Annotated in this window: 17 protein-coding genes; 13 read left to right on the forward strand and 4 right to left on the reverse strand. The window is 69.1% G+C overall.

Features of this window, described 5'->3' with window-relative positions:
- Nucleotides 1–37 precede the first annotated feature (37 nt).
- The 12 genes from hscA to EX20_RS04355 all read left to right on the forward strand — a co-directional run bounded on the left by hscA (nucleotide 38) and on the right by EX20_RS04355 (nucleotide 9,842).
- Nucleotides 38–1,912 carry a Fe-S protein assembly chaperone HscA gene (hscA, locus tag EX20_RS04300; RefSeq protein WP_014725851.1) on the forward strand — a complete coding sequence of 625 codons (1,875 nt, stop codon included), beginning with the start codon at nucleotides 38–40 and terminating at the stop codon, nucleotides 1,910–1,912.
- Nucleotides 1,913–1,931: 19 nt separating this feature from the next.
- Nucleotides 1,932–2,267 carry a 2Fe-2S iron-sulfur cluster-binding protein gene (locus EX20_RS04305; RefSeq protein WP_011880119.1) on the forward strand — a complete coding sequence of 112 codons (336 nt, stop codon included), beginning with the start codon at nucleotides 1,932–1,934 and terminating at the stop codon, nucleotides 2,265–2,267.
- 307 nt (nucleotides 2,268–2,574) lie between these two features.
- A complete protein-coding gene (nifV, locus tag EX20_RS04310; RefSeq protein ID WP_034192749.1) occupies nucleotides 2,575–3,711 on the forward strand; it encodes a homocitrate synthase in 1,137 nt (378 codons plus the stop codon).
- The gene (cysE, locus tag EX20_RS04315) at nucleotides 3,708–4,505 is read left to right on the forward strand and encodes a serine O-acetyltransferase (protein WP_014725848.1); all 798 of its coding nucleotides are present in this window, start codon (nucleotides 3,708–3,710) and stop codon (nucleotides 4,503–4,505) included. The genes nifV and cysE overlap by 4 nt, the downstream gene beginning before the upstream one ends.
- Nucleotides 4,506–4,511: 6 nt before the next feature.
- Nucleotides 4,512–4,850: a nitrogenase stabilizing/protective protein NifW gene (gene nifW, locus EX20_RS04320; RefSeq protein ID WP_014725847.1), complete on the forward strand. Its 339-nt coding sequence runs from the start codon at nucleotides 4,512–4,514 to the stop codon at nucleotides 4,848–4,850.
- 14 nt (nucleotides 4,851–4,864) lie between these two features.
- Nucleotides 4,865–5,713 carry an electron transfer flavoprotein subunit beta/FixA family protein gene (locus EX20_RS04325; protein WP_014725846.1) on the forward strand — a complete coding sequence of 283 codons (849 nt, stop codon included), beginning with the start codon at nucleotides 4,865–4,867 and terminating at the stop codon, nucleotides 5,711–5,713.
- Nucleotides 5,710–6,816: an electron transfer flavoprotein subunit alpha/FixB family protein gene (locus tag EX20_RS04330; protein ID WP_034192750.1), complete on the forward strand. Its 1,107-nt coding sequence runs from the start codon at nucleotides 5,710–5,712 to the stop codon at nucleotides 6,814–6,816. The genes EX20_RS04325 and EX20_RS04330 overlap by 4 nt, the downstream gene beginning before the upstream one ends.
- 11 nt (nucleotides 6,817–6,827) lie before the next feature.
- Nucleotides 6,828–8,138 carry an FAD-dependent monooxygenase gene (locus EX20_RS04335; RefSeq protein WP_011880113.1) on the forward strand — a complete coding sequence of 437 codons (1,311 nt, stop codon included), beginning with the start codon at nucleotides 6,828–6,830 and terminating at the stop codon, nucleotides 8,136–8,138.
- A complete protein-coding gene (locus EX20_RS04340; protein ID WP_011880112.1) occupies nucleotides 8,135–8,434 on the forward strand; it encodes a ferredoxin family protein in 300 nt (99 codons plus the stop codon). Before EX20_RS04335 ends, EX20_RS04340 begins: the two co-directional genes overlap by 4 nt.
- Before the next feature lie 15 nt (nucleotides 8,435–8,449).
- Nucleotides 8,450–8,776, forward strand: a complete 327-nt coding sequence (locus EX20_RS04345) for a (2Fe-2S) ferredoxin domain-containing protein (protein WP_014725844.1) — start codon at nucleotides 8,450–8,452, stop codon at nucleotides 8,774–8,776.
- Nucleotides 8,773–9,258 carry a hypothetical protein gene (locus EX20_RS04350; RefSeq protein ID WP_014725843.1) on the forward strand — a complete coding sequence of 162 codons (486 nt, stop codon included), beginning with the start codon at nucleotides 8,773–8,775 and terminating at the stop codon, nucleotides 9,256–9,258. Before EX20_RS04345 ends, EX20_RS04350 begins: the two co-directional genes overlap by 4 nt.
- A gap of 137 nt (nucleotides 9,259–9,395) precedes the next feature.
- Nucleotides 9,396–9,842: a hypothetical protein gene (locus EX20_RS04355; protein WP_011880109.1), complete on the forward strand. Its 447-nt coding sequence runs from the start codon at nucleotides 9,396–9,398 to the stop codon at nucleotides 9,840–9,842.
- Between the two features lie 58 nt (nucleotides 9,843–9,900).
- On the opposite strand, the gene EX20_RS04360 is transcribed toward EX20_RS04355, so the two are convergent.
- From EX20_RS04360 to EX20_RS04375, 4 genes are read right to left on the reverse strand one after another with little or no spacing between them, the layout of a single operon-like run.
- Complete coding sequence (locus EX20_RS04360; protein WP_034192751.1) at nucleotides 9,901–11,262, reverse strand: sensor histidine kinase; 1,362 nt, start codon at nucleotides 11,260–11,262, stop codon at nucleotides 9,901–9,903.
- On the reverse strand, nucleotides 11,255–11,971 hold the full coding sequence (locus tag EX20_RS04365; protein ID WP_034192752.1) for a response regulator transcription factor: 717 nt from the start codon (nucleotides 11,969–11,971) through the stop codon (nucleotides 11,255–11,257). Before EX20_RS04365 ends, EX20_RS04360 begins: the two co-directional genes overlap by 8 nt.
- Nucleotides 11,946–12,569: a cytochrome b/b6 domain-containing protein gene (locus tag EX20_RS04370; protein WP_014725840.1), complete on the reverse strand. Its 624-nt coding sequence runs from the start codon at nucleotides 12,567–12,569 to the stop codon at nucleotides 11,946–11,948. Before EX20_RS04370 ends, EX20_RS04365 begins: the two co-directional genes overlap by 26 nt.
- 2 nt (nucleotides 12,570–12,571) lie before the next feature.
- Nucleotides 12,572–12,856 carry a PepSY domain-containing protein gene (locus EX20_RS04375; RefSeq protein WP_011880105.1) on the reverse strand — a complete coding sequence of 95 codons (285 nt, stop codon included), beginning with the start codon at nucleotides 12,854–12,856 and terminating at the stop codon, nucleotides 12,572–12,574.
- A gap of 219 nt (nucleotides 12,857–13,075) precedes the next feature.
- Between EX20_RS04375 and EX20_RS04380 the strand changes: the two genes are divergently transcribed.
- Nucleotides 13,076–13,555, forward strand: a complete 480-nt coding sequence (locus tag EX20_RS04380) for a rubrerythrin family protein (RefSeq protein WP_014725839.1) — start codon at nucleotides 13,076–13,078, stop codon at nucleotides 13,553–13,555.
- Nucleotides 13,556–13,596 lie beyond the last annotated feature (41 nt).

Consider the following 13,596-nt stretch of genomic DNA (forward strand, 5'->3'; position numbering starts at 1 on the left):
GCACGCGACATTCGCACCGACCGCACGGAGACCCGTCATGGCCCTGCTACAGATCGCCGAACCCGGGCGCGCCGCCGCACCGCATCAGCACCGGCTCGCCGCCGGCATCGACCTCGGCACGACCAACTCGCTCGTCGCGACCGTGCAGAGCGCGCTCGCGCGCGTGCTGCCGGATGCGGACGGCCACGCGCTGCTGCCGTCGATCGTGCGCTATCTGCCGTCCGGCGCAACCGAGATCGGCCGGCTCGCGCAGCTGCGTCAGGTCGACGATCCGCAGAACACGATCGTGTCGGTGAAGCGCCTGATGGGCCGCGGCCTCGCGGATGTCGCGGGCGCCGACGCCCTGCCGTACCGGTTCGTCGAACGGCCTGGCATGGTCGCGCTCGACACGGCCGGCGGCGTTCGCACGCCCGTCGAGGTGTCGGCCGAGATCCTGCGCGCGCTGCGCGTGCGCGCCGAGACGGCGCTCGGCGGCGAGCTGGCCGGCGTCGTCATCACGGTGCCCGCGTATTTCGACGACGCGCAGCGGCAAGCGACCAAGGACGCCGCGCGGCTCGCCGGCCTGACCGTGCTGCGCCTGCTGAACGAGCCGACGGCCGCCGCGGTCGCTTACGGCCTCGACCGCGGCGCGCAAGGCGCGTACGTCGTCTACGATCTCGGCGGCGGCACCTTCGACGTGTCGGTGCTGAAGCTCGCGAACGGCGTGTTCGAAGTGCTCGCGACGGGCGGCGACTCGGCGCTCGGCGGCGACGATTTCGATCACGCGATCGCGGCTTGGCTGTGCCGCGCGCACGGCGTCGACACGCTCGCCTCGCACGCGCCCGGCGACCAGCGCGCGATGCTGAGCGCCGCGCGCGCGGCGAAGGAAACGCTGTCGCACGCGGCGAGCGCCGATCTCGCGATCCGGCTGTCGAACGGCGTCGAGCTGCGGCAAACGCTGTCGCGCGCGGCGTTCGCGGGGCTCGCGGAAGCGCTCGTCGCGCGCACGCTGGCGGCGACCAAACGCGCGCTGCGCGACGCGCAGCTGGCGATCGGCGAGCTGGACGGCGTGATCCTCGTCGGCGGATCGACGCGGATGCCGGTCGTGCGCGACGCGGTGCGCAGCCTGTTCGGCCGCGAGCCGCTGGCCGACATCGATCCCGATCAGGTGGTCGCGCTCGGCGCCGCGAAACAGGCCGACATCCTCGCCGGCAACGCCGGCAGCGACGCGTGGCTGCTGCTCGACGTGTGCCCGCTGTCGCTCGGCATCGAGACGATGGGCGGCCTCGTCGAGAAGATCATTCCGCGCAACTCGACGATTCCGGTCGCACGCGCGCAGGAATTCACGACGTTCAAGGACGGCCAGACCGCGATGTCGATTCACGTCGTGCAGGGCGAGCGCGAATCGGTGGGCGACTGCCGCTCGCTCGCGCGTTTCACGCTGCGCGGGATTCCGCCCGCGGTGGCCGGCGCCGCGCGCATCCGCGTCACGTTCCAGATCGACGCCGACGGGCTGCTGGCCGTCACCGCGCGCGAGCAGCGCAGCGGCGTCGATGCGCACGTCGAAGTGAAGCCGTCTTACGGCCTGAGCGACGACCAGGTCGCGTCGATGCTGCGCGATGCGATCGACACGTCCGTGGCGGACATGCAGCTGCGCGCGTGGCGCGAAGCGCAGGTCGATGCGCGCAGGATGCTCGACGCGACCGAAGCCGCGCTGACGGAGCATGCATCGCTGCTGTCGGCCGACGAACTCGCGGCGGTCCGGCAGGCGCTGTTCCGCGTCGCCGATGCGCTCGGCACGGCCGCGCCGCTCGACGCGCTGCGCGAGGCCGCCGACGCGCTGTCCCGCGCCACCGAGCAGTTCGCCGCGCGCCGGATGGATGCGTCGATCCGCAGCGCGCTCGCCGGGCGCGCGCTCGATAGCCTCGCGTAACGGATACCGAGGAGCGCGTATGCCCTGCGTCCGGGTTCTGCCCCATCCTGCGCTGTGTCCCAACGGCCATGCATTCGATGCGCCGCGCGGCACGTCGTTGTGCGAGAGCCTGCTCGCCAGCGGCATCGCGCTCGAGCACGCATGCGAGATGGTCGCCGCGTGCGCGACCTGCCATGTGTACGTGCGAGAAGGCGGCGCGTCGCTCCCGCCGCCGGACGACGAAGAGAACGACCAGCTCGATCGCGCGTGGGGGCTCGACGCGCAGTCGCGGCTCGCGTGCTGCGTGAGCCTCGGCAACGACGACCTGACGATCGAACTCCCGCGCCACACGCGCAATCTCGCACGCGAACGCTGAGCGCGCGGGCCGTCCTCGGGCCGCCGTTCGTCTCTCCGTCACGCGCCTGCCGCTCATCCCGCCCGTACGTCCTCCTGCGCGACACGTTGCACGCGCAACGTCGCGCGCACCGCGCGCCAACGACCCGACATCCAGCCGACGCACCGCTGTCCGAAACAGCACATTCGCGACACGCGTCGGCGGCAAGCCGCCATCCGCACGCTGCGCGATTCGCGCAAACCCGCGTCGCGACGGCCTCTCGCGCCCCCATGCGCAATTGGCACGACCTTTGCAAATACGTATCGCAACGCCCTCTGGAATCGCAACCATGTCCATTCCGATCATCAACGACACGACACTGCGCGACGGCGAACAGACCGCCGGCGTCGCGTTCACCGTCGAGGAGAAATGCGCGATCGCGACCGCGTTGTCGAACGCCGGCGTGCCCGAACTCGAAATCGGCATCCCGTCGATGGGCGCCGACGAGATTGCGGACATCCGCTCGATCGTCGACCTGAATCTCGACGCGAGCGTCATGGTATGGGGACGCCTGACGCCGGGCGACCTCGCCGCGGCGCTGCGCAGCCGGCCCGACATCATTCACCTGTCGGTGCCGGTGTCGGACATCCATCTGCAATACAAGCTGCGCCAGCCGCGCGCCTGGGTGTTCGCGCAGATCAAGCGCGTGATCTGCGAAGCCGTGCGCAGCGACCTGAAGATCTCGCTCGGCGCCGAGGACGCGTCGCGCGCGGACCCGGCGTTCCTCGCCGACGTCGCGCGTCTCGCGCAGCAATGCGGCGCGCAGCGCATCCGCTTCGCCGACACGCTCGGCGTGCTCGATCCGTTCTCGACCTACGAAGCCGTCGCGCGCCTGCGCGACGCCGTCGACATCGAGATCGAGATGCACGCGCACAACGATCTCGGGCTCGCCACCGCCAACACGCTCGCGGCGCTGCGGGCTGGCGCGACGCATGCGAACACGACGGTCAACGGCCTCGGCGAGCGCGCGGGCAACGCGGCGCTCGAGGAGGTCGTGATGTGCTCGCGCCATCTGCTCGGCCGCGACACCGGCGTCGACACCACCGCGCTCGTCGGCATTTCGCGGCTCGTCGAGCATGCGTCCGGGCGGCAGGTCGCGCTCAACAAGAGCATCGTCGGCGGCGGCGTGTTCACGCACGAGTCGGGCATCCACACCGACGGCCTCGCGAAGAATCCGACGACCTACGAGAGCTTCGATCCGGCCGAGCTCGGCCGCGCGCGCTCGCTCGTGCTCGGCAAGCATTCCGGCTCGCACGGCGTGCGCCATGCGTACGAGGCGCTCGGGCTGCCGGTCGCCGACCAGCTCGTGCCGCTGCTGCTCGCGCGCATCCGTCAGCATGCGACCCAGACGAAGCAGGCGCCGAACGCGGCCGATCTGTACCGGTTCCTGGTCGAGACGCGCGAACTCATCGAGGAATGGTCATGAGCGCCGTGCCGCGCACCGCATCCGCGGCGGCGGCGGCGGCCGAGCGCGCCGCCGGCCGCTCATGGTGGGCCTTGCTGCGCGGCGACGCACGCTGCGTGCTCGAGCGCGATCCGGCCGCGCGCAGCCGGCTCGAGGTCTGGACCATCTATCCGGGGCTGCACGCGCTCGCCGCGCACCGCGTCGCGCATGCGCTGTGGCGGCGCGGCTGGCGCTACCTGCCGCGCGTGCTGTCGTTCGTCGCGCGCATGGTCACGCAGGTCGACATCCATCCCGGCGCGACGATCGGCCCGCGCCTGTTCATCGATCACGGCTCGGGCGTCGTGATCGGCGAGACGGCCGAGATCGGCGCCGACTGCACGCTCTATCACGGCGTCACGCTCGGCGGCACCAGCCTGCACGCGGGCAAGCGCCATCCGACGCTCGGCGAGCGCGTGATCGTCGGCGCGGGCGCGACGATCCTCGGCCCGATCGCGGTCGGCGATGGCGCGCGGATCGCGGCGAACTCGGTCGTGATCGACGCGGTGCCGGACCACGCGACCGTCGTCGGGATTCCGGCGCGCGTCGTCGCGCCGCGCGACCGGCGCACCGCGCACGGCTACGACCTGAACCATCACCTGATTCCCGACCCGGTCGGCAAGGCGCTCGCGTGCCTGCTCGATCGCGTCGCCCGGCTCGAGCAGTCCAGCCCAGGCGGCCCGCTGCCGCCGCGTCCCGGCGCACCCGGCGAACCATGCTGCGGCGACGGCTGCATGGACGCCGTGCACGCGCCATCCCCGTCCCGCCGTCCGGAGTGATTCGCCATGACGCCCCTCGCCGAACGATTGAAACACCTGTCCTCCGCGGAGGACTTCCTGCAGTTCTTTGGCGTGCCGTTCGACCAGAAGGTGGTCGACGTCTGCCGTCTGCACATCCTCAAGCGCTTCTTCCAGTACATCCGGCAGCAGGCGTCGATCCCGCAGGACACCGAAGCCGCGCTGTTCGCCGCCTACCGCGACCAGCTCGCACGGGCCTACCGCGACTTCGTCGCGTCGACGCCCGCCGAGGAAAAGGTCTTCAAGGTATTCCAGGACGTCGACGGCCGCCAGCACGTGTCCGTCGACACTCTCCGCGCGTCGCTGCCGGCGCGCGGCACCGCATGACGGAGAAACCCACCATGCACATCGTCGTCTGCATCAAGCAGGTTCCGGATTCGGCGCAGATCCGGGTTCATCCGGTCACCAACACGATCATGCGGCAGGGCGTGCCCGCGATCCCCAATCCGTACGACCTGTTCTCGCTCGAAGAGGCACTGCGGCTGAAGGACCGCTTCGGCGGCATGGTCACCGCCCTCTGCATGGGGCCGCCGCAGGCCGAGGACGCGCTGCGCAAATGCGTGAGCTACGGCGCCGACGACGCGATCCTCGTGACCGACCGCGCGTTCGCGGGCGCCGACACGCTCGCGACCTCCTATGCGCTCGCGGCCGGCATTCGCCAGATCGCGCGCGAACAGGCGGTCGACATCGTGTTCACCGGCAAGCAGACGATCGACGGCGACACCGCCCAGGTCGGCCCCGGCATCGCGAAGCGGCTCGGGATGCAGTTGCTGACCTACGTGTCGCGCATCGTCGAGATCGATCCCGAGGCGCGCACGATCGTCGTCGAGCGTCGCGCGGAAGGCGGCGTGCAGGTGCTGAAGACCGCGCTGCCGTGTCTCGTCACGATGCTCGAGAACACCAACGAGCTGCGCTTCGCGACGATGCCCGCGATGATCCACGCGGCCGGTTTCCCGGTGCGCAGATGGAACAAGGAGGACGCCGGCATCGAGGACGTGACGAAGATCGGCCTGAAGGGATCGCCGACCGTCGTCAGCAAGGTGTTCGGCCCGACCCCGCGCAGCGAGAAGGCCGACCTGCTCGAACTCGACACGTCGACGCTGCGCGACGTGTCGCTGACCTTGCTGCAGAAGATCTTCACGCGTCATCCGACGCTCGAAACCGACCTGCTGATGAAGGAGTCGACATGACGACCGCCGCCAACCCGCCCGCCGCGCCCGTCAGGAAGGCCGGCGGCCGCAATCTGGAGCTGCCCGAGCACCTGAAGGCGTACAAGGGCGTCTGGGTGTTCGTCGAGCACGACCGCGGCCACGTGCACGGCGTGTCGTGGGAACTCGTCGGCGAGGCGCGCAAGCTCGCCGACAAGCTCGGCAGCGACGTGTCCGTCGTGCTGCTCGGCGGCCCCGACGAAGCGCTCGAGGCGTTCGCCGCCGACGCGTTCGGCTACGGCGCCGACAAGGCCTACGTGATTCACGCGCCGGTGCTGCACGGCTACCGGAACGAGCCGTTCACGAAGGCGCTCACCGAGCTCGTCAATCGCTACCAGCCCGAAATCCTGCTGCTCGGCGCGACGTCGATGGGCCGCGACCTCGCCGGCTCGGTTGCGACCACGCTGTTGACCGGACTGACCGCGGACTGCACCGCGCTCAACATCGATCCGGCCACGCGTGCGCTGGCCGCGACGCGGCCGACCTTCGGCGGCTCGCTGCTGTGCACGATCATGACGCTCGCGTACCGGCCGCAGATGGCGACCGTGCGCCCGCGCGTGATGGCGATGCCGCGCGCCGAGCCCGGCCGCGGCGGCGAGATCGTGCAGGAAACGTTCGGCATGGTCGAGACCGACATCGTCACGAAGCTGCTCGACTTCATCGCCGACGCGAACAGCAACCGCATCAACCTGCCCTATGCCGACGTGATCGTGAGCGGCGGCAAGGGGCTGAAGAATCCGGAGAACTTCCGCCTCGTGTTCGAGCTCGCGCGCGTGCTCGGCGGCGAGGTGGGCGCGACGCGCCCGTGCGTGCAGGCCGGCTGGGTCGAGGCCGACCGGCAGGTCGGACAAACCGGCAAGACCGTGCGGCCGAAGCTCTACATCGCGGCCGGCATTTCCGGTGCGATCCAGCATCGCGTGGGGATGGAGAGCGCGGACGTGATCGTCGCGATCAACACCGACCCGAACGCGCCGATCTTCGACTTCGCGCACTTCGGCATCGTCGGCAATGCGATGCAGGTGCTGCCCGCGCTCACGCAAGCGTTCGCGGAACACCTGTCGGTTCGCGGCAAGCAGGTCGCATAAGGAGCAGCGAGATGAAAAAACCGTCGCAATTCGACGCGATCGTCGTCGGCGCGGGGCCGTCGGGCAATGCCGCGGCCTACACGATGGCGAAGGCCGGCCTCAAGGTGCTGCAGATCGAGCGCGGCGAGTATCCGGGCAGCAAGAACGTGCAAGGCGCGATCCTCTACGCGAAGGCGCTCGAGGAGATCATCCCCGACTTTCGCGACGACGCGCCGCTCGAGCGTCACATCATCGAGCAGCGCCTGTGGATGCTCGACGAGACGTCGTTCGTCGGCACGCACGTGCGCAGCGACGACTACAACAAGCCGCCGTACAACCGCTACACGATCATCCGCGCGCAGTTCGACAAGTGGTTCTCGTCGAAGGTGCGCGAGGCCGGCGCGCTGGTCATCTGCGAGACGACCGTCAACCATCTGATCCTCGACGGCGACCAGGTGGTCGGCGTGCAGTGCGATCGCGAGCAGGGCGACGTGTACGCCGACGTCGTGATCCTCGCCGACGGCGTGAATTCGACGCTTGCGCGCAAGGCCGGTTTCCACGACGAGATCGACGCCGGCAACGTCGCGCTCGCCGTCAAGGAAATCCTGTTCATGCCGGAGGAGACGATCCGTCAGCGCTTCAACATCGGCGAGGACGAAGGCGTCGTGATCGAGATGGTCGGCCGGATCACCGACGGCATGATGGGCACGGGCTTCCTGTACACGAACCGCGAATCGCTGACGATCGGCGTCGGCTGCATGCTGTCCGATTTCAAGCAGAACGCGAACCGCACGAGCCCGTACGTGCTGATCGAGCAGATGAAGCGCCATCCGGCGATCGCGCCGCTGATCGAGGGCGGCGAGATGAAGGAGTACTGCGCGCACCTGATCCCGGAAGGCGGCTTCCACGCGGTGCCGCGCGTGTACGGCAACGGCTGGATGATCGTCGGCGACTCGGGCGGCTTCGTCAACGCCGCGCACCGCGAAGGCTCGAACCTCGCGATGACGACCGGGCGCCTCGCGGCCGAGACGGTGATCGCGGCGAAGGCGGCCGGCCGCGGCTATCGCGCGGGCGAGCTGAAGGCGTACAAGGCGAAGCTCGACGACAGCTTCGTGATGAAGGATCTGTACAAGTACCGCGACATGCCGGACACGCTGCACCGCAATCCGCAATTCTTCACGACCTATCCGGATCTGGTCGCGAACGCCGCGCGCACGATGATCACCGTCGACGGCGTCGACAAGAAGACCAAGGAGCGCGCGATCGTGTCGAGCTTCCGCAAGAGCCGTTCGTTCGCCGGCCTGGTCGGCGACGCGTTCAAAATCTGGAGGGCATTCCGATGAGCACCGTGACAGTCAACGTCGAGGAAAAGCTGTTTCAGAACCGCTACCGCGTCGACGCGGGCCGGCCGCACATCCGCATCAAGAGCACGGACGTCTGCCTGAACGACTGCAGGCAGAAGAGCTGCACGTTCGTCTGCCCGGCGTCGTGCTACAAGGCCGAAGGCAACGGCGCGGTGACGCTGATCACCGACGGCTGCCTCGAGTGCGGGAGCTGCCGGATCCTGTGCAGCGAACATCAGAACATCGAATGGGAGTACCCGCGGGGCGGCCACGGGATCCTGTTCAAGTTCGGTTGAAGGAGGGATACCGCGATGCCACGTCCGACACGACACGTCTTCGTCTGCACGCAGAACCGGCCGCCGAACCATCCGCGCGGCTCCTGCGGCGGCGGCCACGGCTCGGCCGCGCTGTTGCAGGCGTTCTGGGCCGAGCAGCAGAAGCGCCAGGCCTACGACACGGTCGCCATCACCTACGCGGGCTGCCTCGGCCCGTGCGAGCGCGGCGCGAATGTCGTCGTCTATCCGGAAGCCGTGCTGTACAGCGGCGTCACGCCGGCCGACGTCGACGAGATTTTCTCCAGCCACCTCGAACGCGGCGAGCCGGTCGCACGTCTGCTCGCGCCGAGGGAGATCTGGTGAACCTGATGACGGGATCCGAGTCCGCCGAGCTGTTCGGCGGCGACGTGCCCGCGTCGATCCGGCATCTGATCGACTCGGCGCGCGGGGCGACGCGCGACGAGACCGGCGCGGCGCTGTGGGCAGCCGTGCTCAGCGCGCCGCGCAGCCTGCCCGCGTACTACCTGCTCTACAAGTTCCATGCGGCGGCCGGCGAGCTCGCGCACGCGCAACAGGTCGCGATCAAGGCGCTCGCGGTCGCGGCCGAGCAGGCGTCGCTCGCCCGCGACTGGCGCACGGTGCGCGCGAGCGACGCCGATTTTTCGGTGCCCGGCCCCGCCCGCTTCTGGCTGTTCACGCTGAAGGCGCTCGCGTTCATCAGCGTGCGGCTGGGCGAGTACCGCGTCGCGCGCGCGCTGGTCGAGAAATTGCGCGCGCTCGATCCGGCCGATCGCGTCGGGTACGGCGTCGTCGATGCGCTGCTCGCCCAGGTTCCGGAACGGTGACGGGCCGCGCATGAAGGAGGTCGAGATGGTTCGCAGTGGAACGCAGCGGAACCGGCCGCTCGGCCGCTCCGCATACGCGGCATGCGCCGGTGCATGGCTATTCGCGGTCCGATGTTCCGCCTGAAGGATCCCGCACGATGACGCTTCGACGTTCGCCGGTTCGCTCGCGCAACAAGGCCATGCTGCTGCCGACGCCGCGTGCGACGGTCGACCGACAATCGCTCGAGTACCACCTCGTGCTGGCCGCGATCCGTGCGGGCCACGGCAACGAGCGGCAGCTCTCGCGGCTCGTCGAGATCCTGTTCCTGGCCGAGTTTCTTCACGAAGCCGGCTATGGGGACGGCGACCAGGCCGCGTTCGCGGAGATGGAAGCGGCGCTGCGCCGATGCACCGACCGCGGCCACACCACGGGCGAATGGCGCATGGATGCACAGGACCACGGGCACGTGGCGCAATTGCTGACGCTGCACGATCGGCAACTGGCGCGCGCGCCGCTTCACGCGGTCGCGACCGCCACCGAGCGTTTGCGTCGGCTGCTCGCGAAGGCGGCGCTCGCACTCGGCGTCGCGCGACAGGCGGCGTGAATGCAAGCGAGCGTGCATGTCGTCGGCATCCCCGCTACGCCGCGCCCGCATGGCCGCCCTAAAACCGCAGACGCATCAACGCGCCGCCATCCGCCGCATCGTCGACTTCGATCCAGCCGCCGTGCGCTTCCATGATCGTCGCGACGATCGCGAGTCCGAGCCCCGCGCCTGCGTTGCGACTCCGGTCGACCCGATAAAAGCGATCGAATATTCTCGCGCGCTCGCGCGCCGGAACGCCCGGGCCGTGGTCGCGGACCGAGCAACACCTGCCCGGCCCGCTCACCACCTCGACCGTCGTTCCCCTCGGCGTATGCTCGAGCGCGTTCTCGATCACGTTGCGCAGCGCCCGGCCGAGCGCTTCCGTGTGACCGCGGATCGTCGCGCCGCCTGCATCGACGAACGTGATCGAACGGCCGCGCGCCACCGCGAGCGGCAGCAGGTCGGTGGAAACGTCGCGCGCCAGCGCACCGAGGTCGACGCGATCGTCCGCGGCAATTTCGACCGTGCTCGCCTGCGCCATGTCGAGCATCTGGTCCACGAGCCGCTTCATTCGCTGCGCGTCGCGCGTGAGCTTCGTCTTCGTCTCTCCGTCGGGCAGGCTTCCGATGCCGAGCATCAGGATCGCCAGCGGCGTGCGCAACTCGTGCGCAGCGTCGCCCGCGAACTCGCGCAGCGTTTCCACCGACAGCTGCAGCCGGTCGAGCATGCGGTTCACCGATCCGACCAGCGCCTGCACCTCCCACAGCGGCGTCGCATCCGTTATGCGCGTGGCGATCTGCGCCGGATCGATGCGATCCACCGCGGCAATCGTTTCATCGAGCGGCTTCAGCGTGCTGCGCACCACGCTGAAGTTGAACAGCAGCAGCAAGCCCGACAGCAGCGCGAGCGGAAGCAAGACATGGAAGCGGATCTCGTCGAAGATCACCGGAACGAACGGCTTGAAGCCGCGGCCGGCGATCGCCACCGTCACCCAGTACGGGCGGTCGGCCACCGTCACGCGCCGCGTGCCCGTGAGCAGAAAGCGGTCGCCCCATGTTTCGCGCTGCGTGCGGATCACCAGGAACGACATGGGCGCCTCCTGTTCGATCCGCACCTCGCCGTCGTCATGTCGCGCGACGATCGCGCCGCCCTTCTCGTGAACGACGAACGCGCGGCGCGTGTCGGGCGCGAGCGGCTGCGCGAGATCCGCGGATCGCGCGAGGCCGGCATCCGCGCCGTCGGCGGCGATGGCGCGCGCGATGCGGGTCGCCTCGGCCGAGATCAGCAACTGATCGAGCTCGTTGGGGTTGCGCACGTACATCCACATGACGGCGAGCAACTGCACCAGCATGAAGATGCAACCGACGACGGCCAGCCGCACGGAGATCGTGAAGAACAGCGTGCGGCGTCGCCGCACCCGCGTGCCCGCCCCGTCAACCATTGCGCTGCGCTTCGTCGCCGTCGTCCAACGCGGACGCGGATGTGCCGGTCAGCATGTAGCCGATCCCGTGCGCGGTGTGCAACGCGACCTGCGCATGCGCCGCGGCGAGCCGGCGCCGCAAGCGCGACACCACTGCCTCCAGCGCGTTCGGCGTGACCTCGGCTTCGAGCGCGTACAGCGAATCCTCGAGCGCGCCTTTCGTGACCACATGGCCCACCCGCCGCATCAGGCATTCGAGCAGCCCCAGCTCACGCGGCGGCACGGGCACGACGCGCCCAGCGACGCGCACTTCCCGCCCCGCCGTATCGAGTTCGAGATTGGCCACCGCAAGCGTGGTGCCGAGGCACGCGCCCGGCCGGCGCAGCAGCGCACGACACCGCGCCGCCAGCTCGCGCAGCTCGAACGGCTTGACCAGGTAGTCGTCGCCGCCCGAGTCGAGCCCGATCACGCGGTCGTCCAGACTGCTACGCGCCGTGATGATCAGCACCGGCACCGTATGGCCGCCGCGGCGCAGCGCCTTCACGAAGGTCACGCCGTTGCCGTCCGGCATGCCGAGATCGAGCAGCACCAGGTCGTAGGGGGTCGACGCGAACGCACGCGTCGCGAGATCGAGCGTCGCGCACCAGTCCACCGCGAAGCCTTCCTTCGCCAGCCCGTCGGCGAGCAGCGACGCGAGCCTGGCGTTATCTTCGACGAGCAGCAGCCGCATGATCGACGTCCGTTTCAGATGCTGCCCGTTTGCGCCCGGTCACCATTGCAAGCACGAGGTTCTCGCGATGTCGGCGGCTCTCCACTACCGCGGCCGTCACGTGCAGCGCCGCCATGACCAGCACGGCGTCGACGAGCAACGCATGCGTGGTCTGAAGCCATTGCTCGCCCCAGAAGCGGTCGAGGCCCTGCATCCAGCCCGTGATGCAGACGGCGGCGAGCAGCGCCATCAGCGCGAGCATCATGAGGCCGCCCGCCGGGTTGTGGCCGACATAGCGGCGATCGCGCCCGGTTGCAGCGCTCGCGATGTGCATCGCCGCCGCGCGCGGCGTCGTGACGAAGTCCGCGAAGCGCGCGTGCGTGCTGCCGACGAAGCCCCACACGACGCGCACGGCGAGCGCGCCGGCCACCGCGTAGCCGACGTAACGGTGCGGCGCCTTGCCGGCTTCGAGAAACACGTAGTTCGCGAGCACGCCGGCCACGACGCTCCAGTGAAAGATGCGCACGACGAGGTCCCACACTGGGATCGACCGCGCGTTCGCGTCATGTCCGGCGGCGGCGGGAGTGATCTGCGTGTCGTGACGATGCAGCGGCAGCATGGCTAGTCCACGTTGCTTTCGACGACCGCGCCCGTCACCGGATTGAAATAGACCTCGGCCTTGCGGCCGTCGGCCGTGCGACCGTAGATCTCGTAGCAACCGGACGTGGTTTTCTTGAACACCTTGATTTCCTTGTAGCCCATCTGACTGATCTTCTTCTGCATCTCCGTCTCGCTCAGCCATTGCGATTCGGGCTGACGCGTGCAGGTCGGGCTGGCGACGGCCTGGCCGGCGATGCTGCCCAGCAGGATGATAGCGACGATGCTGCCGATGCGGTTGCGATTCATGTTGCGGCTCCTCTTGCCTGAAACGGCGAGCGCAAGGCGCGCTCATCGCCAAGCTTAGAGACGCCTTCTGACCATGTCCTGACAAACCCGCGCCGAAGCGCGTCGTCACACACCGATGGTCGTTGCACGTCGTGGCGCACGTCAGGACATTGTCAATCCTGCACGACAACATGGTCGGTGTCGCCACGGTCGGCGACGTTCCCGAAAAGGATACCGATCATGAAACGCTTCAAGCAACAGATGCCCGTCGCTGCGCTGGCGGCGCTTTCGTTCGTCGCGGCTCCCGCGTTCGCCGACGGTCCGTTGAAAGACCAGACGAAGCAGAACCTCGAGGCCGCGATGCACGGCGAGGCCTACGCGCACCTGAAGTACCTGGCCTACGCCGAGCATGCGCGCAAGAGCGGCCACCCGGAGATCGCGAAGCTGTTCGACGAGAGCGCGAACGTGGAAGCCAACGAGCACTTCGCACGCGAGGCGGAAGCGCTGAATCTGGCGAAGTCCGACGAGGCCAACCTCGCCGACGGCATGGCCGGCGAGCACTACGAGAACACCAAGATGTACGTCAAATTCGCGGAGCAGGCCGACGCGGCCGGCGACAAGAAAGTGGCCGCGATGTTCCGGCAGATCGCCGCCGACGAGGGCGATCACTACGCCGCGTTCCGCGCGGCGAGCGAGAAACTGCGGACGGCCAGCAAGTAACGCCCGCGCATTCGCGCCGGTCCGCTTTGCGTCCTGCTCCT

It is taken from the genome of Burkholderia sp. WP42 (genome assembly GCF_000745665.1).
Taxonomy (GTDB): Bacteria; Pseudomonadota; Gammaproteobacteria; order Burkholderiales; family Burkholderiaceae; genus Burkholderia; species Burkholderia vietnamiensis.